This is a genomic window from Mycetocola sp. 2940, from assembly GCF_040548835.1.
Lineage (GTDB): Bacteria > Actinomycetota > Actinomycetes > Actinomycetales > Microbacteriaceae > Mycetocola_A.
Genome location: NZ_JBEPSK010000004.1, coordinates 73,304 through 98,695, shown reverse-complemented (window position 1 = coordinate 98,695; position 25,392 = coordinate 73,304). Strand labels below are relative to the sequence as shown.

At 66.7% G+C, this 25,392-nt stretch carries 24 protein-coding genes; 11 read left to right on the top strand and 13 right to left on the bottom strand.

Annotated features, from left to right (window positions below):
- Nucleotides 1-32: 32 nt before the first annotated feature.
- From ABIE24_RS07410 to murI, 4 genes are all read right to left on the bottom strand, one after another.
- Nucleotides 33-1,046, bottom strand: coding sequence for an LLM class flavin-dependent oxidoreductase (locus ABIE24_RS07410; protein ID WP_354498284.1), 1,014 nt, complete (start codon nt 1,044-1,046; stop codon nt 33-35).
- 102 nt (nt 1,047-1,148) lie between these two features.
- Nucleotides 1,149-1,754 carry an RdgB/HAM1 family non-canonical purine NTP pyrophosphatase gene (gene rdgB, locus ABIE24_RS07405; protein ID WP_354498282.1) on the bottom strand — a complete coding sequence of 202 codons (606 nt, stop codon included), beginning with the start codon at nt 1,752-1,754 and terminating at the stop codon, nt 1,149-1,151.
- Nucleotides 1,751-2,494, bottom strand: a complete 744-nt coding sequence (gene rph / locus ABIE24_RS07400; protein ID WP_354498280.1) for a ribonuclease PH — start codon at nt 2,492-2,494, stop codon at nt 1,751-1,753. Before rph ends, rdgB begins: the two co-directional genes overlap by 4 nt.
- Nucleotides 2,495-2,537: 43 nt before the next feature.
- Nucleotides 2,538-3,386: a glutamate racemase gene (murI, locus tag ABIE24_RS07395; protein WP_354498278.1), complete on the bottom strand. Its 849-nt coding sequence runs from the start codon at nt 3,384-3,386 to the stop codon at nt 2,538-2,540.
- A 115-nt stretch (nt 3,387-3,501) separates the two neighbouring features.
- On the opposite strand from murI, the gene ABIE24_RS07390 reads away from it, so the two are divergent.
- Nucleotides 3,502-4,773 (top strand): nicotinate phosphoribosyltransferase, encoded by a 1,272-nt coding sequence (locus ABIE24_RS07390; protein WP_502916259.1) that lies wholly within the window; start codon nt 3,502-3,504, stop codon nt 4,771-4,773.
- 6 nt (nt 4,774-4,779) lie between these two features.
- Here ABIE24_RS07390 and ABIE24_RS07385 read toward each other — a convergent pair whose 3' ends face one another.
- The 3 genes from ABIE24_RS07385 to ABIE24_RS17655 are packed head-to-tail and all read right to left on the bottom strand — an operon-like array spanning nt 4,780 to nt 8,535.
- Complete coding sequence (locus ABIE24_RS07385; protein WP_354498274.1) at nt 4,780-5,070, bottom strand: DUF3039 domain-containing protein; 291 nt, start codon at nt 5,068-5,070, stop codon at nt 4,780-4,782.
- A gap of 34 nt (nt 5,071-5,104) precedes the next feature.
- Entirely contained in the window at nt 5,105-6,676 is a 1,572-nt protein-coding gene (locus ABIE24_RS07380) for a hypothetical protein (RefSeq protein WP_354498273.1), read from the bottom strand.
- The gene (locus ABIE24_RS17655; protein WP_502916253.1) at nt 6,652-8,535 is read right to left on the bottom strand and encodes an ABC transporter ATP-binding protein; all 1,884 of its coding nucleotides are present in this window, start codon (nt 8,533-8,535) and stop codon (nt 6,652-6,654) included. Before ABIE24_RS17655 ends, ABIE24_RS07380 begins: the two co-directional genes overlap by 25 nt.
- A 1,041-nt stretch (nt 8,536-9,576) precedes the next feature.
- On the opposite strand from ABIE24_RS17655, the gene ABIE24_RS07370 reads away from it, so the two are divergent.
- The 4 genes from ABIE24_RS07370 (at nt 9,577) to ABIE24_RS07355 (ending at nt 12,803) form a co-directional block, all read left to right on the top strand.
- Nucleotides 9,577-10,269, top strand: a complete 693-nt coding sequence (locus ABIE24_RS07370) for a phosphocholine cytidylyltransferase family protein (RefSeq protein WP_354498271.1) — start codon at nt 9,577-9,579, stop codon at nt 10,267-10,269.
- Between the two features lie 63 nt (nt 10,270-10,332).
- Entirely contained in the window at nt 10,333-11,148 is an 816-nt protein-coding gene (locus ABIE24_RS07365) for an ABC transporter permease (RefSeq protein WP_502916252.1), read from the top strand.
- Nucleotides 11,148-11,885: an ABC transporter ATP-binding protein gene (locus ABIE24_RS07360; protein ID WP_354498267.1), complete on the top strand. Its 738-nt coding sequence runs from the start codon at nt 11,148-11,150 to the stop codon at nt 11,883-11,885. Before ABIE24_RS07365 ends, ABIE24_RS07360 begins: the two co-directional genes overlap by 1 nt.
- Nucleotides 11,886-11,978: 93 nt before the next feature.
- Nucleotides 11,979-12,803, top strand: a complete 825-nt coding sequence (locus ABIE24_RS07355) for a hypothetical protein (RefSeq protein WP_354498265.1) — start codon at nt 11,979-11,981, stop codon at nt 12,801-12,803.
- Here the strand turns inward: ABIE24_RS07355 and ABIE24_RS07350 are convergent.
- The 5 genes from ABIE24_RS07350 to ABIE24_RS07330 all read right to left on the bottom strand — a co-directional run bounded on the left by ABIE24_RS07350 (nt 12,800) and on the right by ABIE24_RS07330 (nt 18,624).
- Nucleotides 12,800-14,131: a CDP-glycerol glycerophosphotransferase family protein gene (locus ABIE24_RS07350; RefSeq protein ID WP_354498263.1), complete on the bottom strand. Its 1,332-nt coding sequence runs from the start codon at nt 14,129-14,131 to the stop codon at nt 12,800-12,802. The two genes, ABIE24_RS07355 and ABIE24_RS07350, sit on opposite strands and share 4 nt — an antisense overlap.
- A gap of 18 nt (nt 14,132-14,149) precedes the next feature.
- The gene (locus ABIE24_RS07345; RefSeq protein WP_354498261.1) at nt 14,150-15,025 is read right to left on the bottom strand and encodes a glycosyltransferase family 2 protein; all 876 of its coding nucleotides are present in this window, start codon (nt 15,023-15,025) and stop codon (nt 14,150-14,152) included.
- The gene (locus ABIE24_RS07340; protein ID WP_354498259.1) at nt 15,018-15,833 is read right to left on the bottom strand and encodes a CDP-alcohol phosphatidyltransferase family protein; all 816 of its coding nucleotides are present in this window, start codon (nt 15,831-15,833) and stop codon (nt 15,018-15,020) included. The genes ABIE24_RS07345 and ABIE24_RS07340 overlap by 8 nt, the downstream gene beginning before the upstream one ends.
- Nucleotides 15,814-16,902 (bottom strand): glycosyltransferase family 2 protein, encoded by a 1,089-nt coding sequence (locus ABIE24_RS07335; protein WP_354498257.1) that lies wholly within the window; start codon nt 16,900-16,902, stop codon nt 15,814-15,816. Before ABIE24_RS07335 ends, ABIE24_RS07340 begins: the two co-directional genes overlap by 20 nt.
- Before the next feature lie 111 nt (nt 16,903-17,013).
- Nucleotides 17,014-18,624, bottom strand: coding sequence for a S1C family serine protease (locus tag ABIE24_RS07330; RefSeq protein ID WP_354498255.1), 1,611 nt, complete (start codon nt 18,622-18,624; stop codon nt 17,014-17,016).
- A 220-nt stretch (nt 18,625-18,844) separates the two neighbouring features.
- Here ABIE24_RS07330 and ABIE24_RS07325 point away from each other — a divergent pair, with 220 nt between their 5' ends.
- Complete coding sequence (locus ABIE24_RS07325; RefSeq protein WP_354498253.1) at nt 18,845-20,038, top strand: aminotransferase class I/II-fold pyridoxal phosphate-dependent enzyme; 1,194 nt, start codon at nt 18,845-18,847, stop codon at nt 20,036-20,038.
- A 4-nt stretch (nt 20,039-20,042) separates the two neighbouring features.
- Here ABIE24_RS07325 and ABIE24_RS07320 read toward each other — a convergent pair whose 3' ends face one another.
- Entirely contained in the window at nt 20,043-20,870 is an 828-nt protein-coding gene (locus ABIE24_RS07320; RefSeq protein ID WP_354498251.1) for a carbon-nitrogen hydrolase family protein, read from the bottom strand.
- A gap of 30 nt (nt 20,871-20,900) precedes the next feature.
- Here ABIE24_RS07320 and ABIE24_RS07315 point away from each other — a divergent pair, with 30 nt between their 5' ends.
- The 5 genes from ABIE24_RS07315 to ABIE24_RS07295 all read left to right on the top strand — a co-directional run bounded on the left by ABIE24_RS07315 (nt 20,901) and on the right by ABIE24_RS07295 (nt 25,353).
- The gene (locus ABIE24_RS07315) at nt 20,901-21,278 is read left to right on the top strand and encodes a DUF7882 family protein (RefSeq protein ID WP_354498250.1); all 378 of its coding nucleotides are present in this window, start codon (nt 20,901-20,903) and stop codon (nt 21,276-21,278) included.
- 418 nt (nt 21,279-21,696) lie between these two features.
- Nucleotides 21,697-22,968 carry a M23 family metallopeptidase gene (locus ABIE24_RS07310; protein WP_354498248.1) on the top strand — a complete coding sequence of 424 codons (1,272 nt, stop codon included), beginning with the start codon at nt 21,697-21,699 and terminating at the stop codon, nt 22,966-22,968.
- Nucleotides 22,969-23,119: 151 nt separating this feature from the next.
- Nucleotides 23,120-23,527: a DUF7882 family protein gene (locus tag ABIE24_RS07305; protein ID WP_354498246.1), complete on the top strand. Its 408-nt coding sequence runs from the start codon at nt 23,120-23,122 to the stop codon at nt 23,525-23,527.
- A gap of 131 nt (nt 23,528-23,658) precedes the next feature.
- Nucleotides 23,659-23,883 carry a hypothetical protein gene (locus ABIE24_RS07300; protein WP_354498244.1) on the top strand — a complete coding sequence of 75 codons (225 nt, stop codon included), beginning with the start codon at nt 23,659-23,661 and terminating at the stop codon, nt 23,881-23,883.
- A 141-nt stretch (nt 23,884-24,024) separates the two neighbouring features.
- The gene (locus tag ABIE24_RS07295; protein WP_354498242.1) at nt 24,025-25,353 is read left to right on the top strand and encodes an MFS transporter; all 1,329 of its coding nucleotides are present in this window, start codon (nt 24,025-24,027) and stop codon (nt 25,351-25,353) included.
- The last annotated feature ends 39 nt before the right edge of the window (nt 25,354-25,392 follow it).

Here is a 25,392-nt window from a genome sequence, read left to right as displayed (position 1 = left end):
GCCGTTCTCACTCGCGTCTCGCGTGATGAGGGTCACACCAGTGCCGGTTTGACGTCGCGCACGATCGACTCGAGGATCCGGGCGTTGAACTCGACGCCGAGTTGGTTGGGCACCGTGACGAGGACCGTGTCGGCGGCCGCCACGGCCTCATCCTGTGCCAGTTCGGCGGCGATGACATCAGGGTCACCGACATAGCTGCGGCCGAACCGGGCCAGCCCACCGTCAAGATGGCCGACCTGATCCTTCGCCTCGACCTGAGCCCGAAGTCCGAAATAATGACGCGTCTCGTCGTCGATGAGCGGGATGATGCTTCGACTGACCGAGACGCGCGGCTCGCGGTCGTGACCAGCGTCTCGCCACGCCTCTCGGTACATCCGGATCTGCTCCGCCTGGAGCTGGTCGAACGGCACGCCGGTGTCTTCGGTCAGCAGGGTGGAGCTCATGAGGTTCATGCCCTGTTCCGCCGTCCAGACGGCGGTGGCCCGGGATCCTGCTCCCCACCAGATCCGCTCAGCCAGGCCCGGTGACCGGGGCTCGACCGCGAGAGGCTGCTCCACTCCGGTCACGTGCGGGTTCGACGTCGCGACACCGGCGCCGTCGATGGCGGCGCGGAAGAGAGCCGTGTGGGCCCGGGCGAGGTCGGCGTCGGTCTGGCCGGCATCGGGGACATACCCGAAGGCTTCGGAGCCGCGGAGCGCGGTCTCGGGTGAGCCGCGGCTGACGCCGAGCTGCAGTCGGCCGTCACTGATGAGGTCGGTGGCAGCGGCTTCCTCGGCCAGGTAGAGCGGGTTTTCGTAGCGCATGTCGATGACGCCGGTGCCGATCTCGATCCGGCTCGTCCGCGCGGCGATGGCGGCGAGCAGCGGGAACGGCGATGCCAGCTGCCGGGCGAAGTGGTGGACGCGGAAGTACGCCCCGTCGACGCCGAGCTCCTCTGCGGCCACGGCGAGGTCGATGGACTGCACGAGCGCATCCCGCGCGGTGCGAACCTTCGAACCGGGGACGGGTTGCCAGTGGCCGAAGGAGAGGAACCCGATGCGCGTCATGTTCGGTGCAAGCGCCGCACCCCCCGGGCTTATTCCTCGCGAGGTGCTGACTATGGGGTGGTTGGCCCCGCCCGGAACCCCCTCAGACCCAGCAACTCGCGGTCAGAGGAGGGAGCGCAGCGCCGGGATCAGGTCGGCGAAGGCCCGTGCCCGGTGGCTGATCTCGTTCTTCGTCTCGGGCGGCAGCTCCGCCGAGGAGACGTCGTAGCCGTCCGGAACGAAGATCGGGTCATAGCCGAAACCATTCGCACCGGTGGCCTCCATGGCGAGCCGCCCCAGCCACACTCCTTCGGAGACGTGCTCGACCCCGCCGTGGGGCAGGCCGTCCGGCACAACCAGGGCGATGGTGCAGCGGAAGCTCGCCGCCCGGTGCTCCGGCGCGATGTCCGAGAGCTGCGCGAGGAGCAACTCGAGGTTCGCGCGGTCGCCGTGACCCGGCCCCGCCCAGCGGGCCGAGAAGATTCCGGGCGCACCCCCGAGCACGTCGACCGCGATGCCGCTGTCATCGGCAAGCGCGATCCGGCCGGTGTGGGCGGCCGCTGTCCGTGCCTTGATCAGGGCGTTCTGTGCGAAGGTGACGCCGTCCTCGACCGGTTCGGGGCCGTCGTACGCGACGACGGTCACGTCCGGCATGGCAGCGCCGAGGATCCGCTGGAACTCGCCGACCTTGTGCTGGTTGTGGGTGGCGAGCACGACCTCGATCGTCATGCCGAGTCGCGCCCCAGTGCCGCCACCTGCATCGCGGTGAGGTCTGCCGCTCCGCCCAGTGCGAGGTCGAGGAGTGAGTCGAGTTCACGGCGGTCGAACGGGGCGCCTTCGGCGGTGCCCTGAACCTCGACGAACAGACCGCGGCCGGTTACGACGACGTTCATGTCGGTTTCGGCGCGGACGTCCTCGACGTAGGCGAGGTCGAGCAGCGGGGCTCCGTCGACGATGCCCACAGAGACGGCGGCGACGCTGTCGATGAGCGGGGCTGCCTTCTGCCCGATGAACTTCTTCTCCCGAGCCCATTCGATGGCATCCGCGAGCGCGACATAGGCGCCGGTGATCGCCGCCGTGCGGGTTCCACCGTCGGCCTGAAGCACGTCACAGTCGATGACGATCGTGTTCTCGCCGAGCGCTTTGGTATCGATGACGGCGCGAAGGCTGCGCCCGATCAGACGGGAGATCTCGTGAGTCCTGCCACCGATCCTGCCCTTGACCGACTCACGATCCATCCGGCTGTTCGTCGATCGCGGCAGCATGGAGTACTCCGCCGTGACCCAGCCCTTTCCCTTGCCGGCGAGCCAGCGCGGTACCCCGTTGGTGAATGAGGCGGTGCAGAGGACCTTCGTCTTGCCGAAGGAAATGAGCGCTGAGCCCTCGGCCTGGGCACTCCATCCTCGTTCGATGGTCACTTCGCGCAGTTCGCTCGGAGTACGGCCGTCTTTACGGGTGATCTCAGACATGTGTTTCTCCCTGCTGGGCGCCGGACGGCGCGGGTATCGAAGGCTAAAAGTTGCGGAAGTCGGGGTGCGCACGGATCGCGGCGAGGTCGATCACACCGGTCTGGACGAGGTCGACGTGGGAGATCTCGCGCCCGATCAGGCGGTGGGCGAGTTGCAGGAATTCATCTTCGCTCGCCCCCGTTGCTTCGTAGTGGTGGGACGGCGGCACGGGGCTGGTGCGCTCGAGCCCCTGTGACACGAGTTCGCGGTAGACGTCATTGGCCGTCTCGGTGTCGCTCGACACCAGCGTCACGTTCGGACCCATCACGTACGAGATGGCGCCCTTGAGGAACGGGTAGTGGGTACAGCCGAGCACAACGGTGTCGACGCCGGCGTCGACCAGCGGCTGGAGGTAACGCTGGGCCGTGGCGAGCACCTCAGGTCCTGTGGTGATCCCCTTCTCGACGAACTCGACGAACCGCGGGCAGGCCTGGCTGAACAGGTGAAGGTCGGGGGCTGCGGCGAAGGCGTCTTCGTAGGCCAGGGAGTTGATCGTCCCCTCGGTACCGATGACGCCCACGCGGGAGTTCCTGGTGCTGCTGACCGCGGTGCGAACGGCGGGCTGGATGACCTCGATCACCGGGACCGCGTAACGCTCCCGCGCGTCACGGAGCATGGCAGCGGATGCCGTATTGCAGGCGATGACGATCATCTTCACGCCCTGCGCGACGAGATCGTCGAGCACCTCGAGCGCAAACCGTCGTACGTCGGCGATCGGCTTGGGCCCGTACGGGGAATGGGCGGTGTCTCCGATGTACAGGATCTCCTCGTTGGGGAGTTGGTCCTGGATCGCGCGTGCCACCGTGAGCCCGCCGACGCCCGAGTCGAAGATCCCGATAGGCGCGTCATTCACGTTCCCCAGCCTACCTGCCCGCCTTCACCACCGTCGTCGATATGCTGGCGGGGTGAACCCAACGTCGTTCCCGCGGCCCTCGACCGCGCTGCACACCGACCGCTACGAGCTGACGATGGTCGAGGCGGCAATCGAACACGGCACAGCAGGCACCGAGTGCATGTTCGAGGTGTTCGCCCGGCGACTGCCCGGCGCCCGCCGATACGGCATCGTCGCCGGCACAGGCCGGCTCCTCGACCTCATCCGGGACTTCCGCTTCGACGACGCGGAGCTGACCTGGCTTCGCGAGAACGATGTCGTCACCGGCCGCACGCTCGACTGGCTTGCCGACTACCGTTTCTCCGGCAGCATCTGGGGGTACCGTGAGGGCGAAGCGTACTTCCCGAGTTCACCGATCCTCGTGGTGGAATCGAGCTTCGCCGAGGGCGTGCTCCTCGAAACGCTCGTCCTCAGCGTCCTCAACTACGACAGCGCCGTCGCCAACGCGGCCTCGCGCATGGTGACGGCGGCCAATGGACGGCCGCTCGCCGAAATGGGATCGCGCCGGGCCCACGAGCACAGCGCGGTCGCTGCCGCCCGCGCCGCCTACATCGCCGGATTCGACGCCACGAGCAACCTGGAGGCCGGCCGCACCTGGGGCATCCCGACGATGGGCACGGCCGCTCACGCGTTCACCCTGCTGCACGACACCGAGGAGGAGGCGTTCCGCGCCCAGGTGGCGGCAGTCGGCCCCGGCACGACACTCCTCGTCGACACGTATGACGTTGCCGAGGGGGTTCGCGCGGCGGTGACGGCAGCGGGTACCGGCCTCGGGGCCGTTCGCCTCGACTCCGGTGACCTCCCAACCCTCGTCGTCGAGGTGCGTGAGCTCCTCGACTCGCTGGGCGCGACCGGCACGAAGATCACGGTGACCAACGACCTCGACGAGCACGCGATCGCCGCCCTCTCCGCTGTGCCAGTGGATTCGTACGGTGTCGGAACGTCCGTCGTCACCGGCTCGGGGTCCCCCGCCGCCGGGATGGTCTACAAGCTCGTCGCGAGGCGCGACACCGACGGTGACTGGAAATCGGTGGCGAAGAAGTCGCCAGACAAGATCAGCGTCGGCGGGCGCAAATTCCCGGTGCGCCGGATGAATTCCGCCCGCATCGCTGTCGAGGAGCTCATCTACGTCGGGGACGGCCCTGAGGACAGTGATTCAGGCTCCAGCCTGGAGCGCCCGCTGTTCGTCCAGCTGGTCGACGGCGGCGTCATCGACGAACAGTTCACCGGTGCGGCCGGCACCCGACGCGCGCGTGAGCACCGTGCGAAGATCCTGGCCGAGTTGCCAGCGGATGCGTCACGCCTCGGCCGCGGGGATCCGACGCTCCCCACCACATTCTCGGGCTGAAGGCCTCTACTCGGCCTTCATCTTCTCGTAGATGGCCTTGCAGCTCGGGCAGACCGGAAACTTCTCCGGGTCGCGACCCGGGGTCCACTTCTTGCCGCAGAGCGCACGCACGGGTTTGCCGCTCAGCGCGGATTCCAGGATCTTGTCTTTCTTGACGTAGTGCGAGAACCGTTCGTGGTCGCCGGGCTCCACTCCCTCGTTGTTGAGGAGCTCCTCGAGTTCACGGTCCAGTACCGAGGTTCCACCGGCATCCGGGGTCGAACCGGGTTCTGCAATGCTCAGGCGCGCGTTTCTCATGCGACGATTCTACCCGCGTGACGGGCGACGCCGGTCAGTGGCTGAGCGCGAACTCCATGATCTCGGGGCCGCGGCGGTCGAAGGCCCGCCCGCCCCGCCAGACGCCAACCACAAGAGCGAGAACCCCGGTGCCCACGCCTGCGATGAGTGAGTACATGTGCTGCGACGGGTCTTCGACGATGCCGAGCCAGGCGAAATAGAAGGCCGGTGCGGCGACCAGGAGCGAACCGGCGAGACCCAGCGACTGGGAGAAACCGCCGCGGGTCCCTGACGACTGGGGCTGCTGGAACGGGCTGTCGCCCGGGAGCGCGGCCGGGTACGGGAGCCGGGCGGAAAGATAGCTCGACATCCCGACGCCGCCGAGGAACAGGGCGCTGGAGACGCCGAGCATCGAAGGCAGCGCGGCCCAGTCGCCATAGAAGTTGATGCTGATCATCGACCCGATGACGATCAGCGGGATGCCGATCATGAGAACCGGCACCATCCGCCCGATCCGGTCGGCCCAGCCACGCACCCCGGAGACGACGTGGAGCCAGATCGCCGTGGAGTCGAAGGCGAGGTCGTTGTGCAGGGACCAGCCGAGGAAGATCGCCATCACCGGCAGCGGCAGCAGGGAGAGCGTCGAGATCGGCACGCCGATGACGAGGAACGGAAGGATCATGATGAACGGCACGAGCGGAATGATCAGGATCGACACGAGGTACCGCGAATCCCGCGCCCAGTAGGTGATGCTGCGCGCGGCGATGACGGATGCCGGCCGGCCCGGCAGCACATCGAACCAGCCCATGCCGCCATAGGTCTTTGCGACCGGCTCGCGTTCGGGAGTGACGAGCATGTGGGCGACGAGTCGGTCCCAGGCGAGCCAGAGCAGCGCGGCGGTTGCGGTGGCGACGCCGAGCTTGAGCAGGGCACCATTGACGTCGCCCATGGCGGCATCCCCGGGCACCGACCAGACGGCGCCGAACGGGGTCCAGCTCACGACATCGGCGGCATCCCCGAGCACGGTCACGCCGTCGCGCGCCCAGTCGACGCTCGACAAAAGGATGATGGCCGGCGCGAGGAGGACGAGGACAAGAGTGCTGATCACCCCGGTGAGTTCGCGGGAGCGGCGCGTGGCGAGAAGGAGCGACGCGAGAGCGGTGGTGACACGGGCGGCGAGCACACAGGTTGCCACGGCGAGCACCGCCGAGAGAACGGCCAGAAGCAGCGGCAATGGACCTCGTGCCCAGGTCACCACGGTCAATGCGCTGAGGATGAGGATCACCAGCGAGGGAACGCTGATGAGCGCGGCGAGGAGCAGGCCGACAGACAGGCGGCGCTGGGAGAAGCCCACCAGCGCGAACCGACGCGGGTCCATGTCGTCGTCGACGCCGAACACGAGCGGAAGCAGCACGAACCCGAGCACGACGAAGGAACCGGCGAGGACGAGCAGGTTCCGGGTGAGCTCGTCGGGCGCGAAGCGCAGGGCGATGAGGCCGCTGCCAAGAAGCACGACGAGTGCGACCCCCGCGGCGGTGCCCAGGACGATGCCGAGGAGCTGCCACACACTTCGTCGGAATCCGTTGGCCAGCAGCCGAAGCCTTAATCCGAGAAGCTGTGCAACCATTCCATTCCTTCTGCGGCTTTGCGGCCGCCGGCGAGTTCAACGAACCGCTCCTCGAGAGTCCCGCTCCCCCGCACGTCGTCGACGGCGCCGGCGGCGAGGACTTTGCCGTGGACGATGATCGCCACGTGGTCGCAGACGCGCTGGATGAGGTCCATCCCGTGGCTGGACAAGACGACGGTGCCGCCATGCGCAACGTACCGCTGCAGGATCTCGACGACGTTGGCCGCGGAGACCGGGTCGACCGACTCGAACGGCTCATCGAGCACCAGCAGGCGTGGCGAATGGATCATGGCGGCGGCGAGGGCCACCTTTTTCGTCATTCCTGCCGAATAGTCGGTGACGAGTCGGTTGAGTGCGTCTTCGAGTCCGAATGCCCGGGCGAGGTCTTTGGTCCGTGCGCGCACGGTCGCGCCGTCGAGGCCCCGCAGAACCCCGGCGTAGTACAGCAGCTGCGCCCCGGTCAGACGGTCGAAGAGGCGCAGCCGGTCTGGCAACACGCCGATCGAGCGTTTCGCGGCGTCCGGCTCACCCCAGACGTTGACACCGTGCACCGTGATGGTGCCGGCGTCGGGCCGGAGAAGCCCGGTGATCATCGAGAGCGTCGTCGTTTTTCCGGCACCGTTCGGGCCAACGATGCCGTAGAAGGAGCCCTGATGCACGTCGAGATCGATGCCGTCGACGGCGATCGTATCGCCGAACCGGCGGGAAAGGCCGGTGATGCGAAGGACGACGGGCGATGTCGCCGGATCTACTCTCTCGATCGGTGTGTCGTCGGCCTCAGCGGCAACGAGCTCGTCGAGAAGCTCGGTGACCCTCGCCGTCTCGACGTCGTCATCGATCGGTTCAGCTGCGGGCGCGAGGCCGGGGTCGGCGACGGTATCGGGGAGGGCGAGGTCGACGGGTCCTGGGGCTCCGACCGGGGACTCGGCCGCGAGGGCGGCGGCCGTCGGCACCCGGGGCAGGACAGCGTCATCGACGGGGGTTTCGGGCACGGACGCCTCCTCTCCCGGTGCCTGACGCTCGTCAGTTTTCTCCTCCGACAGTTCGGGCACAAGGGTTTCGGCGACGGACCGGGCAGGAGGCCGCGCTTCATCCCGGGCAGCGAGCAAGACAGCCACAGGCAGGAGCGGCGCGGACGGGCGAGGGTCCGCTGCGGCGTCGGTCTGGTCTGCGGCGTTGGTCCGGATCTCGGGCTCCGCTTCCGCCATGGGCTCGGGCATCAGTTCAGGCGTCGGCTCAGGCTCTATCTCCAGCGTCACCACGGGTGGTGTGGCCACGGGCGCTGCGGCCTCGGTCGCGGCCTCCGGTCCGGACAGCTGCTCGGCTCGATTCGGCGGGTCGGATGCCGGGACGAGGGTCAGGAACGGCCAGCGTTTGATCCAGGCGAAGCGCAGCGGTTCCTGGTCGTCGATGGTCGAGTGCAGTTCCGGTGCTTCCGGCATCGTTTCGAACTTGAGCGCGGCGTCTTCGGGGCTCAGGGACGGCAGGGGTGGCGGAATCATGTCGAACGGAGCGGCAGCAGGCAACACCTGCGTGGGCGCGTGGTCGTCCGATGATGCCGGTCTGAGAACCGGCGGCTTCGGGGTACCGGACGGGGCCGTGATGGCGAAGTCGCCTGACACGTTGGAGGCGAGTGTCAGCGCTGGACGCTTCGACGACGTGCGCCTGACCGGCTTGCTGCGGGGCGCGATCCGGGTTGCGGGAGGCTGGTCAGGGTGGACCGCGTTGGTCGGCGATCCGGCATCCGCATCGGGACCGATGTCCGCGCTGTTCGGTTCTGGCTCGACGCGGGGATCTGGCTGCCCGTCCGCCCTGACCTTGAGTGCGGGATCGGAGAACACCGCGATCAGCTCGGCCACGGCGGCTTCTGCGACGCTCGGCTGCGTCGGGGGCTCTTCCACTGTTGCCGTCGGAGCCGGAGGCATGGCAACGGATTCGGATGGGGCCGTGGGCGGCACGCCGGTTGCAGCGTCTGTGACGGCCGTTGCGTCTGCTCCCGGTGGTTTTGTCGTGCGCGGCTTGGCCGGGGTGCGCGGCTTCGCTGGCGTCCGGGGCGTGGCGGTAGTGGATTTCTTTGCGGCGGGCTTCGCGGGCTTCGTGGTTTCGGTTGGAGAGGACGCGGGCTTCGTGGATGCGGCCTGGGCGGGGGCGCGCTTCGCGGCTGCCGGCCTGGTGCTCAGGGGCTTGGCGGCCGCAGCCTTGGCGGTCGCAGCCTTGGCGGCCGCGGGTCTGGCGGTCGCAGCCTTGGCGGCCGCTGACTTTGAGGACGCCGCCTGGGCAGGAGCATCCTGCGCTATCTCGGGCTCAGCCGGTTCTGACGCGGTTGCAGGAGTCTTGGCCGCCGGTGCCTGCCGCGTTGTTGCCGGTTGTGCGACGGGCGTTGTCCGGGCCGCCGGTTTACGGGCGGCCGGTTTACGGGCGGCCGGTTTACGGGCCGCCGGTGGGCGCTGAGGGGCCGCCGCGGCGCCGCGGGTGGGACCGGCGATATCGCCGACGGGAGAGGCTGCAGGTGAGCCAGTCGTCGATTCACTCTCTGAAGCGGGGCTCTCCGCCAACGCGGAGGCATCCCTCGACTGCCCGAGGGGGGATGCCTTCTGCATCTCCCGGTCGGGCACGTTCTGGGGGGAATCGGGCGCGGGTGTCACTGGTCCAACCTACCAAGTGACCACCGTCTATTCGAGGCGAGGCCCGACTTCGGGCGCCGTGAACCTGTCAAAAGCCCGAGTGCCGTATTACGATCCCACAACAAGAAGGCTTTCGCTGCTGTCCCTCATGGGGGTGTCAGGCTAACGTGGTCGATGGCATAACGGGGTGTCATTTCATCGACTTACAGGTAAATTCCAATACAACATCGCCGGAAACGGCGACCGGATAGCCTTAACAATCTTGAGGAGAATTCCGTGACGACCCAGGTAGTAATACTTGCAGCAGGCATGGGGAGCCGGCTGGGCCGCTCCCTTCCGAAGCCGCTCACCGAACTGGCTGACGGCCGCACCATCATGCAGCAGCAGTTCGACAACATCCACCACGCGTTCGGCAAGAACGTGAAGGTCACCATCGTTGTGGGCTACAAGCTCGAGCACATCATCGAAGCGTTCCCTGAGGCGTCCTTCGTGTACAACGAGCAATACGACCAGACGAACACGTCGAAGAGCCTCATGCGGGCCCTGAACGCCTCACAGCCCGGCGGCGTCCTGTGGATGAACGGCGACGTCGTCTTCGATCCTGCGGTGCTCGACCGAGCCGCCGCCATGATGGCTCGCGACCAGTCGTTCGTCACCGTGAACACCTCGAAGGTGTCCGACGAAGAGGTCAAGTACACGACCAGCGCCGAGGGGTACATCGAAGAACTGTCGAAGACCGTCAAGAACGGCCTCGGCGAGGCTGTCGGAATCAACTACGTGTCGCGCGACGACAAGGCGAACCTCCTTCGCCAGCTGGCCCGCGTCGGCGACCAGGACTACTTCGAACGCGGCATCGAGCTTGCCATCGAGCAGGACCGGATGCTCGTAGAGCCCGTCGACATCTCCGACCTCTACGCCGTTGAGGTCGACTTCGCCGAGGACCTCGAGCGAGCGAACCTCTACGTCTAGCAGCACCGAAAACATCGACCGGCACGCGTCCCCTGACCGTGCCGGTCTTTGTTTGCCGCTAGGTTGGTGGCTGTGAGTTCACCCGCCGACGTACGACCGCCGCAGCGTTCATACGTCACTCGCTACCGCCACGCCCTCTGGCTGCTGACCAAGCGGGATCTCCGCGTCCGCTACTCGACGAGCGTGCTCGGCTACGTCTGGTCGATCCTCGATCCGCTGGTCATGGCAGGAATCTACTGGTTCGTCTTCGCCGTCGTCTTCGATCGCGGCGGACGCGTCGGCGAGCAGCCGTACATCGTCTTCCTGCTCATCGGCCTCCTGCCCTGGATGTGGTTCAACGGCGCTGTCTCCGACAGCACCCGCGCCTTCCTCCGCGAGGCCAAGCTCGTGCGCTCGACCTCGATCCCCCGCACGATCTGGGTCAACCGCCTCGTCCTCTCCAAGGGCATCGAGTTCCTCGCGGCGCTTCCCGTCCTCGCTTTGTTCGCGATCGTCGCCGGAGCGCCCCTCCACTGGGAGGCGGTGCTGTTCCCCGTCGCGATCGTCCTCCAGGCGATCCTGACTGTGGGCATCAGCCTGATCGTCGCCCCCCTCGTCGTGTTCTTCCGTGACCTCGAACGCGCGGTCAAGCTCATCCTCCGCTTCCTCTTCTACGCCTCCCCCATCGTCTACGGGCTCAGCGACCTCCCCCGCGAGCTCCAGACCCTGGCCGCATTCAACCCGCTCGCCGGAATCTTCTCGCTGTACCGCGGCGCATTCTTCCCGCAGCAGCTCGAGTGGTTCGCCATCGCCGTGTCCGCTGCCATGTCGCTTGCCTTCCTCGCACTCGGGTTGTGGATCTTCAGGCGGTCCGAGCGCAACGTGCTGAAGGAGCTGTGATGCCGGCACCCGTCATTCGCGTCGACAACGTCGGCATCCGCTTCCGGCGCAACCGCGGCGGCCGCCGCAACTTCAAGGATCTCTTCTCGAACCGCAACCGCCGCTCACGTCCGGGCGAGTTCTGGGCGTTTCGCAACGTGTCGTTCGACGTGCAGGCCGGTGAGGCCATCGGCGTGGTGGGCCGGAACGGGCAAGGCAAGTCGACCCTCCTCAAGCTCGTCGCCGGGGTCGTCCTCACCGATGAAGGCCGGGTCGAGGTCAATGGTGGGGTCGCCCCGCTGATCGAGATCACCGGCGGTTTCGTCAACGACCTCACCGTGCGCGACAACGTCTACCTGACCGCCGGGCTGCACGGCATGACGAGAACCGAGATCGAGGGTCGTTTCGACGAGATCATCGATTTCGCTGAGATCGGTGACTTCATCGACACCCCGTACAAGCACCTGTCGAGCGGCATGAAGGTCCGCATCGCCTTCAGCGTGATCTCCATGCTCGAGGAGCCGATCATCCTCGTCGACGAGGTCCTCGCGGTGGGTGACCGTGGCTTCAAGGAAAAGTGTTACCGCCGCATCGAAGAATTGCTGGCCGGTGGACGCACCCTCTTCTTCGTCTCCCACAACGAGAAAGACCTGCGTCGGTTCTGCACCCGCGGCCTCTACCTCGACAAAGGCAAGCTCCAACTGGACGGCCCGATCGCCGACGTGCTCGACCGGTACAACGCCGAATACCACCGCTGAGTCCGTAAGGGAAGCCTCCCGCCCGCCCTGCGTGTTCCCAGCACGCAAACCTAGACTGATGCGGTACCACCCAATCCGTCGCAGGGGGAGCTCATGACCACGTCAAGCGAACAAGTGCGCATTCTGGATGCCGCGACGCCCGAAACCCCATCGCAGCCGTCTCCGGTCTGGCTGCGCGGGATCGACAGGGCCCTCTCCGTTCAGCGGCCGGTCGTTGTCGCCCACATCCGTGCCCTGAGGCGCTCACACCCGAACGCCACCCCCGCCCAGCTTGTTCGCATCCTCGAACGGCGCTACCTGACCGCCATCACCACCGGTGGCGCAGCGGTCGGCGTGACGGCCATGGTGCCCGGCGTTGGAACCGCAGTCACGCTCACGCTCGCCGGTGCTGAAACCATCGGGTTCCTCGAGACGACCGCTCTGTTCGCGCAGTCGGTCGCCGAAGTCCATGGTATCACCGTGGACGACCCGGTACGGGCCCGTGCCCTGGTGATGACCCTCATGCTCGGCAAGACCGGCACCGACCTCGTGAAGCAGTTCACCGGTCAGGCTTTCGGGGGCGGGCCACCCCGTGCCGCGTTCTGGGGTGAGACGGTCACCCGAAACGTGCCCCAGGCCATGATGGGTCCCGTCGTCGACGCGCTGAAGCGCCGGTTCCTGAAGTACTTCGTCGTCAACCAGGGCTCGTCGCTCATCGGCAAGGCCCTGCCGTTCGGGATCGGTGCCGCCATCGGCGGCGCAGGCAACAACTTCGCCGGGCGCCAGGTCGTCACGGCCGCCCGGAATGCCTTCGGCCCTGCTCCGCTGTGGCTGCCGCTCGAACTCGAACCGCGCGAACGTGCCACGCGACCAACGATCCGTCAGCTGCGCGAACGGCTGCCGCTCCGCACGTCACGGCGCGACGCGCCCACCGACTAACGCAGGTCGTCGTCGTCCTCGCCGGTGTCCAGCGATTGCGCGAGGTCGCCCGCAGAAACGGGCGCCTCTGAAGCGGATGCCGCGAGTTGCGTGGACTCATCACTCGCGTGCATCGCGGCGTACCGCTCCCACTCCCCCATCAGGTGCTCGACGGCGTCATGGAAACGCTGCGTCGCCGCGCCCGGTGCGGGGTCGCCGAAGTACCGTCGCACCCAGAAATCGAGTCGTTCGACGGTCTCGGGATCGTGCAGCAGCCGGTCGGTGTGGGCGGCGATCGATGACGCGTCAGCTGCATCGAGCCATTCGCACGCCGACAAATACCCGTCGGTGTCGACCTGGGCCTCTGGATCGCTGGGGCGGGTGACGAGAAGCGGTTTTCCGCTCGCGAGGCGGTCGTAGACCATGGCCGAGATGTCAACGACGGCGACGTCGGCCGCGGACAGCTGCCAGCCCAGTTCGGGTCCGGTGTCGTGAACGTGGTGGGCGCCGGGGTCCGACGCGTTCGCGGCCGCGAGCATCCCGATGATCTCCCGGTTCGCTGCAGCGTAGGCGTGGTCGACGACGCCGCTGCGGGGATGTGGACGGTAGATCACCCGGTGGGTCCCGGTGTCCAGGAGGGCCCGCACCAGCGCGACGCCGTGGGTGGCGATCGAACCGTACGCAGCGGCCCGGCGGTCGCCTTCCCAGGTCGGCGCGTACAGCACCACCGTCCGCTCGTCGGGCGTGTACGGGAGAGAGCCGGAGTAGTGGTCGGCCTGCGGACGGCCGATCCGGATCGCCCTCTTGTCGAAGTCGTAGTCCCACAGCACCTTCCGCAGGCGGGCGATGGCGGCGTCTCCGGCGACGAGGCTGTAGTCGTAGGCCTTGAACTGGTTCGTCGTCATGTACATCTTGTCGCTCTCACCATGGTTGATGAAAACGTGCCAGCGTTGGCCGTACCGGAACATCTGGAAGTTTTTGGTGTTCTGGTTGACGTAGAAGACGATGCGGATGTCCTGCTCGGCGAGCGTCTGCTCGAGAGCGACGACGGAGCGGACGTATGCGACGGGAAGCGGGGACTCCTCGAACAGGAGCGTCGCCGCCGTTGCGCCGCGGCTGAGCACGACGACCGGCCAGGTGCGGCCGAGGACTTCGAGCGGTTTGTACCACTGCCGGATCTGGTACATGTTCACCTGGCTGTCGGCGAAGTACACGGCGATCTTGTACGTGTTCGACTCGAGCGGCGGCAACTGAGCGAGGCGGTGCGAGAGAGCGGCGCGCGCGCGCCGGTTGGCGAGGAGATCCCGCCCGATCTTCACTGCTTTTCGCGCGTCCCTCAAGATCTCCATGAGTACAAGCGTAGCCAACTAGACCACCGGCGGTCGGCCCGCGCGGCTCATCCGCCACACGGTGGACCACCGGATCGGACGACGTTCTCCGGGATCGGTGCGCCACCCTTCACGCCATCCACCGAACCAGGCACGAAGAGCAGCAGGCTGGCGCCACCACCGCAGAAGATGGACGCCGGTCCAGGCGCCGACGTACACCGGAACGAGTGGAAGCGGAAGGTTGCGCCGGGCCAGCCACACCCGGTTGCGGGCGTTGAGCCGGTAGTACTCCGAGTGCCGGGTCTGCGTGACGACCGGGTGGTGGGCCTCGAGATCGCCGGCATACCAGGCTCGCTTGCCCGAGTCCCAGACCCGCCAGGCCAGTTCGATGCCCTCGTGCGCGTAGAAGAACGGTGAGGCCCAGCCGCCGGTGGCGTCGAAGACGGTCCGGGGCAGGAAGACGGCTGCCTCAAGGCACGAGAACACGTTGCCCGGGTCCCGGGCGTCGCCCTTGCGGATGCGGGGAATCCACCGGCGCGGAGACGGTTTCCCGGTCGGGTCGGTCAGCCGCGGTTGGATGAGCCCGATGCCGGGATCGTGGGTGACGAGAGCGATGCATGACGCCAGGAATCCGGCATCCGGCAGAAACGCGTCGTCGTCGAGGAAGAAGATGTAGTCGCCGGAAACCTCATCGGCGCCACGGTTGCGTCCGGCGGGGATGCCGACGTTCTCCGCCAGCGCGAGACCGCGAACCCCGTCGGGCAGGCCCTCAGGCTGCCAGCCGTTCCCGACGACGACGACGTCGAGTGTCACGCCCTCCTGGTCCTGCACGCTGCGGATGCCTCGGGCCAGGTCGATCGGGCGCGTCCCCTGGGTGAGGACCACGACGCCGACCTGCGGAACGGGCTCAGGCACGGACGCGCTTCGACGACATGATCGCGACGAAGTGGCCGAACAGGGTCACCGTGCCGAGGACGAGCAGGAGGACGAGCACGCCACGCATGGCGACGAGCTCCCCGACGAACAAGCCGACGATCGCCGCAACGAAGATCACCATGGTGAGTTCGACGGAGTGGAAGATCCGGTGGAACGGCACGAACTTCGCGACCTTCCTCGCCGCCGCGAGGATGCCTCCGCTCGGCGCCGACTCGCCCTCGGTGTACGTCAGCTTGGGAGCGCCGTAATTGGCGCGCGCGACCCGCACCATGTCGTTGAGCGCTTTGTTCAGCACGATGACGAGCGCGAGCAGGGCGCCGAGGGTCGTGTAAAGGTAATCGGCGGGTGCGTCGAACGGGTACCCGGCCGCGCGGATGGCGAGTGCCAGCGGGATGAGCGATTCCGTCGAGTAGTGGCCGACGGCATCCAGGAACGCGCCGGCCGGCGACGACGTGCGGCGCCACCGGGCGACCTCACCGTCGCTGCAGTCGACAAGCATCTGAAGCTGGCCGAGTACGAGCCCGAGCAGGGCACCCCAGATGCCGGGGATGAGCAGAGCTCCGGCGATCGACCATCCGGTCAGGATCATCAGGCCGGTGACACCGTTGGCCGAGATACGTGTGCGCAACAGCAGCCAGGTCAGGTAGGGCGAGATGTTGCGGAGGTACAGCGACGCCGTCCAGTGTTCGGCGTTGCGGCGGCCCCGGACTTCGGGTGGCTGGGCGACTTCTCTCAGTTCCGCGATCGAGCGGGGTTTGAGCGGGCGTTCAATCGACGCGTCCGACACTCGCGCCTCCGGTTCTCTCGTTTTTCAGCGCTGAGATGTTGCTCGCCAGCGACAGGAAGCCGAGGATGAATCCGACTCCCCAGCAGAAATGGATACAGGGCAACACTACGAGGAACCACAGTTGGGACCGGATGCCGTCCCGCCGGGCGACGACGAGGGTCGCGACCAGAACAAGGAGGGCGTAGACCGCGGGGACAACCCAGCCGAGGAGCAGGACGGGGGGAACGCCCGCAGCGGCCTGCAGCAGCCCGAGGATCCCGAGGAGGACGCCCAGCGCGACGCCGACGACCATGACCGGAGGCGCGAAGTATCGGAGCGTGTTCGCGCTCGGGAACCGGCGGGTCAGTTCGCCCCGCCAGAGGCCCGTGGAGAAGAACTGCCTCGCCAGCGCGTCAAAGCTCGGCCGAGGGCGATAAGTGACCCTCAGTTCGGGAGTGAACCAGACGACACCGCCTGCTGCGCGGATCCGCCGGTTGAGCTCCCAGTCCTGTCCACGTTTGATGCGTTCGTCGAACATGCCGACGCGCTCGAGCGGCGCACGCCGGAAGACGCCGAGGTACACCGTGTCGGCCGGGCCTTCGGCCCCTCCGACGTGGTGCGGGGTTCCGCCGAGACCAACCCGGCTGCCGTAGGCACGCGCAACCGCGCGTTCGAACGGGGTCGTCCCCTGGGCATCCATGATTCCGCCGACATTGTCGGCGCCGGTGCGCTGGAGAGTCTCGACGGCGACGCGCGCGTAGTCGGACGGCAGGACCGAGTGGGCGTCGACGCGCACAACGATCGGGTACCGGGTGGCGGCAATGGCAATGTTGAGACCGGCGGGTGTCGATCCGACCGGGTTCGGGAGAACCCGGATGCGGGCGTCGGCCGAGGAGAGCTCGGCGACGAGTTCGTTGGTTCCGTCGATGGACGGGCCGACCGCGATGGCGACCTCGAACGGGCCGGCGTAGTCCTGGCTGAGCAGGCTGTCGACGGCCGCCCGCACGTGCGTCACATCGTTGAGAACAGGCATGACGTAGGAGACTCCGACGAGCTCGGCGCGTGCGCCAGTCGGTGTGCTATCGGCCATGGTCTCCACTCGATGATTGCTCGATTGAGCCTACCAGTGGGCGCGGAGACCCTCGGATCGCCACGAAAAACCCCCGCGAGCACTCGCTCGCGGGGGTCTCGAATCGACCGGTCAGAGAACCAGTTCACCCAGTGTGACGTCGACGGTCTTCGTCTCGCCGTTGCGGACGAAGGTGACCTCGGCTGTCGCGTTGGCGGCGAGCGCGCGGACCTGCGCGGTGAGGTCGGTTGCACCCGTGATCGGGTGCCCATCGAAGTTGGTGACGATGTCGCCCTTCGCGAGCCCCGCATCCGCGGCGGCGCCACCCGGGCTCACATCGCTGATCAGTGCACCGACGACGGGGCTGTCCGCGGCGCTGGCGGCGTCACCGACGCTCGCACCGAGGAGTCCGTGGGTTGCCTCGCCGTTCTCGATGATCTCATCGGCGATCCGCTTGGCGATGTTTGCGTTGATCGCGAAGCCCACACCGATGTTGCCGCTCTGGTCCGTGCTCTGCGTGCTGCCTGCGCTCGCGATGGCGACGTTGACACCGATGAGTTTGCCGTCGCTGTCCACGAGCGCGCCTCCGGAGTTTCCGGGGTTGATGGCGGCATCCGTCTGGATCACCGCCAGCGAGATCACCGATTGGGTCTGAGGGTCGGTTTCGGTCTCTTCGCCGGGGAGGTTGAAGCCCCACACGTCATACGGGCTCTCGGTGCCGTCCTCTTCAGTGGAGTCCTTGGGAACAGCGGAGGACGCGACGGTGATGCTGCGGTTCAGCGCGCTGACGATTCCGTCCGTGACGGTCCCGGCAAGTCCAAGGGGCGCTCCGATGGCCACGGCGACGTCGCCGACGTTGAGCTTGTCGGAGTCAGCGAACTTCATCGGGGTCATCCCGCTGGCGCCTTCGAGCTTGATGACGGCGAGGTCATAGACCGGGTCGGTGCCGACGATGGTGGCTGAGTACAGTTTCCCGTCATTGTCGGTGACCTGGATCTGCGCGTCGGAGAGTTGTCCGTCGAGCGTGGCGACGTGGTTGTTGGTCAGGACGTAACCGTCGTCGCTGAGGACGATGCCCGAGCCGCTTCCGCCGCTGTCGGTGCCCTGCACGGCGAGGGTGACGACGCTCGGAGACGCTGTGGCCGCAATCGCCGTGGCACGCGTCACATCCGACGTGTCGTTGATGGTGATGTTCTGGGAGCCTGTCGCGCCCGAACTGACGGTCGCACCGTCGTTCTCCAGAAGAAGCGCGGCGGTGCCTGCGCCCGTTGCTCCGCCGACGAGGGCGCCGATGGCGAGCCCGGCGACCAGGAGGCCGACAGTGGTGCGGCGCTTGCCGTTCTTCGGCGCGCGGGAATCGGTCGCGGTGGCCTTGGCCTGCGGACCGAAGGAGGATCCGTAAGGGTGGGTGCCCGGAGCGTCGCCCTGATAGTGCTGGCCGTCGAACCGCTGGTGCTGGTCGGGGAATGCCGGGTAGGGCGCCGTGGGGTAGCCGGTGGGGTTGGTCGGCTGTTCAGCGGCGTGCGCGGACGAGCCGAGACCGAAACCTGCGCCGGATGCCGGTGGGTACACCTCTGTTGTGCGGGCGTCCTCGGGGTTGGCCTCGGGGAAATAGGTCGGCACCGGGGGCACGTTCGGGGCCGGGGTGTGCCAGGGGTTGGAAGCCGCATCGGTGCTGGCATTCTGTGCGGCGGCGTCATGGGGGTCCCGAGCGTGGTTCGGGTCCTGGGGGTGTTCGTTCATGGGATGCTCCTTCCAAGCACAGCCAGCTTCCACGGCGAAGCTGTGCGTTCACTATGGGCACTCTGTGAGCGGACTTGGCTCCGGCCGTGACCTTGCTGCCCGGGATTCCACAGGAGGAAATGAGCTCACGCTCCAGCGTACCCACGTGCCGGTGCTCGGCGGGAGCCCCGGACTACCCTTGAGGAAGTCGGCGGAAACGCCATGTCGAAGGGAAACGCGAATGGGCGAGCACGGGGGCTGGCAACGAACGGCGGCGGGGGCAGGACTCCTGCAAAAAGACGGTTCGATCGCAGCCACGATCTTCGCCGAGATGAGCGCCCTCGCTCTTCGGACGGGTGCGATCAACCTCGGTCAGGGCTTCCCGGACGAGGATGGTCCTGACGAGGTACTCGCCGCCGCTCGGCAGGCCATCAGCGACGGCGCGAACCAGTATCCCCCCGGGCGCGGAATTCCCGACTTGCGGCTTGCGATCGCGGAACACCAGCATCGCTTCTACGGCATCACCGTCGACCCTGACTCCGAGGTCCTCGTGACAGCCGGCGCCACGGAAGGGCTCGCGGCTGCGATTCTCGCACTGGTCGAGCCGGGCGACGAGGTACTGACCTTCGAACCGTTCTACGACGCGTACGGCGGCCTGATCGCTCTCTCGAACGCCCGGCACCGGACGGTGCCGCTCCGCTGGCCGGACTTCCAGCCCGATCCCGACGACCTCCGTGCCGCCGTGAACGACAACACGAGGATCATCCTTCTCAACAATCCCCACAATCCCACCGGGGCAGTGTTCGACCGTGGCACGCTCGAGCTGATCGTCGAGCTCGCGCACCGCCATGACGCCATCATCGTCACCGACGAAGTGTATGAGCACCTTGTCTACGGCAGCGCCCACGTGCCGGTGGCCTCGCTCCCGGGCGCCTGGGACCGGACGCTGACGCTCTCCTCCGGCGGCAAGACGTTCAGCACAACGGGTTGGAAGATCGGCTGGGCTACGGGGCCTGCCCGACTCGTGACAGCCGTCACCACCGTCAAGCAGTTCCTTACCTATGTGAACGGCGCACCCTTCCAGCCCGCGATCGCCACCGGCCTGCGTCTGCCCGGCGAATTCTTCGAGCACGCCGCCGCCGAGCTGCAGGCGAAACGGGACATCCTCGCGGAGGGGCTCCGTGCCGCGGGTTTCACCCTGTCGCTTCCTGACGCGTCCTATTTCATCGTCGCAGACGCTGCGGCCCTTGGGGCTGTGGATGCCGTCGAATTCTGCCGGCAACTTCCGTCGCGCGCCGGCGTCGTCGGCATCCCGATCACGGCGTTCGTCCACGAAGACCGACATGAGGACTATCGCTCGCTGGTGCGATTCGCGTTCTGCAAGAAGCGGAGCGTCCTGTCCGATGCCGCAGCACGGCTCGCGGCGCTTCGCTGAACGGTTACGCCGACTCGGCGTTCGTCGGGACGATCCGGTACCGGCGAAGACTCAACGCCGGGTTGACCGCTCGCACAGACGCGATCGTCGACGCCGATGCGAAGCCGACCGCAACATCCGTCTCGGTGCCGATTCCGGCGAGCTGGGTGCCGGACGGGTCGATCAGCATGCTGTTCCCAACGCCGATGGGAGGGCTGTGGTCCGCCGCTGCGACGTAGATGGTGTTCTCGATGGCCCGAGCCGTCACGAGGGTGCGCCAGTGGTGTTCCTTGAGCGGCCCCCGTACCCATTCCGCGGGCACAAGGACGACGTCGGCACCGGCATCCACAATCCGCCTGGTCACTTCGGGGAAGCGGATGTCGTAACAGGTCTGGATCCCAAACCGGAGGCCCCCGGTCTCGAACAGCTCCGGCTCGTCGAGAGGGCCGGCCACCACCCAGTCGCTCTCCTTCTGTCCGAAGGCGTCGTAGAGATGCTGTTTTCGGTACCGGGCAACGAGTTCCGCCTCCGGCGACAGCGCGACGATCGTGTTGGCGAATTTCGATGGATCGTCCGTGCGCTCCACCATCCCGGCGACGAGATGGATGCCGAGGTCCTGCGCAACGCCGGCGAGGAAGTGGACGAAGCGGCCGTCCAACGGTTCGGCGTGGGCGACCAGGTCTTCGCCCATGGGATCACTGAAGTAACTGGAGTACTCAGGGAACACGACGACGGATGCTCCGCGCTCGGCAGCCCGCTCGGCCAGCGCTCGAATGGCGAAGAGATTCGCCTCGCCATTCGCCCCCGGTGCGAACTGGGCGACGGCGACTCCAACGGGCGCGTGTTCGGTCATTGCCCCAGCTTAGGCAACGCCCGACGGAAAATGTCGGCCCCGTTGGCGCGGGAGAACCCGGATGTCGTGCACAATGAGTGCATGGGATTCCTGGTCTATGGAGACGGCACCGAGTACGAGATCGACGACCGGGCGCTCGCGCACCTCAAAATCGTCATCGGATCGAAGCTTCGGCGGCAGGAGGGCTTCTTCGTCAGCTGGGAACACACTCCCGAAGAAGGCTCCGGGCGCGTTTCGGTCTGGGTGTCTCCCTCGATTCCGATCCAGTTCCGGTTCGTGGGCAGCAAGACTCCCGAGCTGAACCGGCAATGGCTTGAAGTCCTTGCGGATTCGTCATTCGGCCCCCGAGGGCTGCACTTGCTGAGCGAGGCCGATGCGACAGCGCAGTCGGCTTCACGCAAGGCCTGACCGAACGCCGCTGCGCCGGCCCTTGGAGAAACCTGTGCGTTTGCATGGGTTGCCTCTGTGCGCCTGAGGCGCCCCAAAACGCGAGCTTTTGTCATGATGTTGCGTCCGGCCCCACTTTGGGTGACGAAATGTTCGATAACACCGCCTGATGGCTAACAATTTGCGCCCCGAGTTGTTACCAATTTGTTAACTTGCCTCGGTCTCAGGGTGAAAAATCAGCTCGTTTCGCGTAGTGTCTAAGAAGTCCCAATGGCTCATGTTGAGCCGAAGGACCATGCGTGAGGTGCCCCCCTCGTCTACTCACGTGGCCACTCCCGAATTCTGCTGCAGACGAGGCAGCGTCATTTCGCATGTCGCTTGGGCCCACGGAGAATAAACCTTGGCGAATGCTGGTGATCCCCTGTCGAAAAACGGTGAGTTGACCCGTCGGAACAGGCAGCGAACCCTTCGAGAGACGAGCACCCAGGCGACCGCTCTTCCGAGCCGCCGGAGTTTGCGGGAACGCGCTGCTGCCCCCGCTCCGGCCGGCCACTCAGACGCACCGATTGCCGACGAGGGAACAGCCCCGGTCGCCGCCGAACCGACTCCACCGCGCCGACGCCGCGATGCGCGAGCCGCCGTTCGGGCGGAACGCCCCACCAAACCCGAGGACGTCTCGATCGTCGAAGAGGTGATCGCTCCGATCCCGGTGTGGGCAGATCCAACCGCAGACGTTTCTGAACCGGATGCCGTTCCCTCGACGGCCCCGTCGGGAACCGGCGCACTCGAAGAAGTGCCGGTTTCCGCGGAATCCCCCGCCCCCGCGCCGTTCACCGCGGAACCGTCGTCGATTGCGGCAGCCTTCATCGCTCCGCCGAGCGCATTCCACCGGCCGCGGTTCTCCGCGACCGCCGAGGATTCCTCGCCGGTTCCTGCGGCGAGGGCACACAGCACACAGGCATCCGCGCCGCGCTCGGCCCGCTGGCGTTCGCTTCGTTCGCCCGCGATCATCGCGCTTGCCATTCCGGCGCTCCTCGGCACCGTCGCCCTTCCCGCGTACGCGTTCTCACCGGGGAACGGTTCGACCGCGTCGATCACCGATGCCAACGCGGCCATCACGGACGAAACGCTTGCGACCCAGTCCCTCACTGTCAGCGACGACGTCACTCTCGCTCAGGTCGAACGCGACGGCTACTCAGCGACCAGCGCTGAGGAACTCGAGCAGACCTATGCGGCCGCCGGTTACATCTACGACAGTGCCGCCTCCCTCGCGGGCTATCTTGCACCGTCGACCAGTGGCTGGTGGCGACCCCTGCCGGGCGAGATCACATCGAAGTACGGTCCCCGTGGTCTCATCTGCAACGGTGCCGGGTGCTCGAGTTCCTTCCATGAAGGTATCGACTTCGGTGGCGCATGCGGTACACCGATCAAGGCGACAGCCACCGGCATCGTCAGCTTCACCGGAAACGCGGGTGCCTTCGGCAACCGGGTGATCATCGACCATGGCGACGGCCTTCAGACGATCTACGGCCACCTCCTTGGCGGCTCATACAAAGTGGCCGTGGGCGATGTGGTCGAGGGTGGAACGATCATTGCCGACGTCGGGGCCACCGGTGTCGTCAGCGGCTGCCACCTGGACCTCAAGGTGTCGATCAATGGGGAACACACCAACCCCGCACCGTTCCTGCGCGAACGCGGCGTCACCGTCTGATTCCGGCGTATTTGGCGGCCGATCCCTGCGGTCCCCATAATTTGCTTGCCATTCGGCTCTGAACCCGCAAAGATCGGCACTACCGTCAGTACCGACGGGCAACCCGAGAGACCCGCCCCAGGCCACTCACCGGCGACGAAAGCAGCGCTCCATGGGCACCCTGACCTACGACGGCGTCGTCGTCGAGTTCGACGATCGGCTGCTCGCACACCTCCAGATCGTCATCGTTCAAAAGTTGCGCTGCGGTGAGAGTTTTCTGCTGTCGTGGAAGGATGCGGTCAGCATCGGCAACGGTCGCAGTTCGGTGTGGCTGCATCCGTCGATCCCCCTCTACTTCAAGTTCTGGGGCAGTCGCCCGCCGACGATCAATCGGCAGTGGATCGCCGAGCTGACAGCGTCGGCGAACAGCGCGCACGGTCTCGTCGTGTTCGGCGAAGACGGTTCCCACCAGCCGACGGCCGGCCGCGGAGGCGAGCCCACGTCGGCACACGTGAACGGCAGCCCGGACGAAAAGGCAGCCCACGAGGCCCCGCCGCCGGACCGCGCGGCTGGCCCGTAAAAGTTAGCTGGGAAGTCAAGCCCTTGCCCGCGCGCGGGATTTCGCGTTTGCTGTAGATGATCATTCACTGAATCACCGGTCACCGATGACCGCGCTGGTGGAGGATCCCACACACCCCACTGGAGCGATGAATGACCATCGAAGCTGTCCACTCCACTTCGCGCGCCGAAAAGCCCGACAGCACTGTTTGGGTCCCCGTGGCGACCGGGCTGTGGGCCGGCAACACGGCCGGGAACTTCATCGGACTGATCGAGCGGGTCTCGACGCACGGCTACACGGCACGCAACGGCCGGAGCGAAACCGTGGGCCTGTACAGCAGCCTGGCAGAAGCAAAACGGGCTGTCGAACGCTCCTGACAGACGGTGGCAATGCCGATCCAGCCCGCGCCTTGAGAGGAAACCGGGCCGGGATCCCTTTCGCCTTCTTCTTCCGGTAGGTAACCTGTTGCACGATCGGTAGGCCTTTGGGCCGAGCAGGTGCCATGAGGAGGAATCGCGGTGGCGGCCAGCGCGGACGCTGAGACCCGAGGTATCGTTGCCCGGCAACGCAAACCTCTGTACTCACTGCTGGCTGCCGAGAGCGTGGGTCAAATAGGCAACAATATGACCCTCGTCGCCGGTCCATGGTTTGTGCTCGAAACGACCGGTAGCGCAGCATTGACCGGTCTCGTCGGCGCGGCGCTGGCCTTGGGAGCCGTACTGCCCGCTGTGCTGGGAGGGCCCCTGGTCGACCGCCTCGGCTTCAAACGCGCAAGCGTTCTGGCTGACATCGTCAGTGCTGTCGCTATCGGTGCCGTTCCTGTGCTCCATCTGATGGGTGTTCTTGAACTGTGGCATCTGCTCCTCCTCGTCTTCGCGCTGTCCAGCATCAACGCCCAGGGCGACACCGCCAGATACGCCCTCATACCCACGCTTGCACAGTGGGCTGGCACGTCGACCGAGCGTGCGAACGCCGTGGACCGGGCCTGCGTTCGCCTGGGACAGGTCGTTGGACCCGTCCTTGCGGGAATCCTGATCACGGTGTTCGGCGCCACGAACGTCCTCCTCATCGACGCGGGTACATTTCTTGCCTCGGCGACGCTGGTCGCCCTGGGCGTTCCGTCGCGAGCCAACTCGGCCGAGCGGGCCCCTCTCTCTGAGGGAGGCGGGAGCTACACGGCCGCCCTGGCCGAAGGACTGAGGTTCGTGCGCAGCAGCAAACTCCTGTTGTCGATGGTTCTTCTGGCCGCGCTGGGCAACTTCCTCGACAAACCGCTGATGGCCGTCATCGCCCCGGTCTATGCCGAGACCGTATTCGGCAGCCCGACGAGCCTGGGAATCGTACTTGGTGCATTCGGGGCTGGGGCGCTGGCTGGGTCATTGCTGTATGGGGCGGTGGGCCGTCGCTGGCCGCGCAGGCGCACGTTCCTCCTCTGCTATCTCCTCGGCCCCCTGGTGATCTACGGAACCCTGGCGCTGGCCCCGACGCTGGGGTGGGTCGTCCTCGCGGCGGCGATGTGCGGCCTGCTCTTCGGCCCGGTTAATCCAATCATCGTGACGGTCATCCAGGACAGGACGCCCCCACAGATGCTCGGCCGCGCTTTCGGCGCGCTCATCGCCATCGGCCAGGCGGGGATCCCTCTCGGCGCCGTGCTCGCCGGGGTGGCCATCCAGGCCATCGGTCTGATTCCGACGATCGTCGCGATGGGCACCCTCTACCTCACCGTCAGCGGCGCCATGTTCTTCAATCGTTCCCTGCGGGGCATGGATCTCACACCCGACCTGCCGAAGGAAGCACAGCCGCAGCACGCGGAACGTCATCGCGATCCACGCACAGGAAGCACCTGAAACGCGCCGGCGTGCCCGGCGAGTCAAGAGAAAGAGGTG

What these genes read in the sequence shown, in the direction of transcription:
- ABIE24_RS07335 (WP_354498257.1), bottom strand. Translation starts at nt 16,902, where the DNA reads ATGGCCGATAGCACACCGACTGGCGCACGCGCCGAGCTCGTCGGAGTC.
- ABIE24_RS07380 (WP_354498273.1), bottom strand. Translation starts at nt 6,676, where the DNA reads ATGGTTGCACAGCTTCTCGGATTAAGGCTTCGGCTGCTGGCCAACGGA.
- ABIE24_RS07385 (WP_354498274.1), bottom strand. Translation starts at nt 5,070, where the DNA reads ATGAGAAACGCGCGCCTGAGCATTGCAGAACCCGGTTCGACCCCGGAT.
- ABIE24_RS07315 (WP_354498250.1), top strand. Translation starts at nt 20,901, where the DNA reads ATGTCGGCCCCGTTGGCGCGGGAGAACCCGGATGTCGTGCACAATGAG.
- ABIE24_RS07355 (WP_354498265.1), top strand. Translation starts at nt 11,979, where the DNA reads ATGACCACGTCAAGCGAACAAGTGCGCATTCTGGATGCCGCGACGCCC.
- ABIE24_RS07330 (WP_354498255.1), bottom strand. Translation starts at nt 18,624, where the DNA reads ATGAACGAACACCCCCAGGACCCGAACCACGCTCGGGACCCCCATGAC.
- ABIE24_RS07325 (WP_354498253.1), top strand. Translation starts at nt 18,845, where the DNA reads ATGGGCGAGCACGGGGGCTGGCAACGAACGGCGGCGGGGGCAGGACTC.
- ABIE24_RS07350 (WP_354498263.1), bottom strand. Translation starts at nt 14,131, where the DNA reads ATGGAGATCTTGAGGGACGCGCGAAAAGCAGTGAAGATCGGGCGGGAT.
- rdgB (WP_354498282.1), bottom strand. Translation starts at nt 1,754, where the DNA reads ATGACGATCGAGGTCGTGCTCGCCACCCACAACCAGCACAAGGTCGGC.
- ABIE24_RS07300 (WP_354498244.1), top strand. Translation starts at nt 23,659, where the DNA reads ATGACCATCGAAGCTGTCCACTCCACTTCGCGCGCCGAAAAGCCCGAC.
- ABIE24_RS07410 (WP_354498284.1), bottom strand. Translation starts at nt 1,046, where the DNA reads ATGACGCGCATCGGGTTCCTCTCCTTCGGCCACTGGCAACCCGTCCCC.
- ABIE24_RS07390 (WP_502916259.1), top strand. Translation starts at nt 3,502, where the DNA reads ATGGTCGAGGCGGCAATCGAACACGGCACAGCAGGCACCGAGTGCATG.
- ABIE24_RS07360 (WP_354498267.1), top strand. Translation starts at nt 11,148, where the DNA reads ATGCCGGCACCCGTCATTCGCGTCGACAACGTCGGCATCCGCTTCCGG.
- ABIE24_RS07305 (WP_354498246.1), top strand. Translation starts at nt 23,120, where the DNA reads ATGGGCACCCTGACCTACGACGGCGTCGTCGTCGAGTTCGACGATCGG.
- rph (WP_354498280.1), bottom strand. Translation starts at nt 2,494, where the DNA reads ATGTCTGAGATCACCCGTAAAGACGGCCGTACTCCGAGCGAACTGCGC.
- ABIE24_RS07320 (WP_354498251.1), bottom strand. Translation starts at nt 20,870, where the DNA reads ATGACCGAACACGCGCCCGTTGGAGTCGCCGTCGCCCAGTTCGCACCG.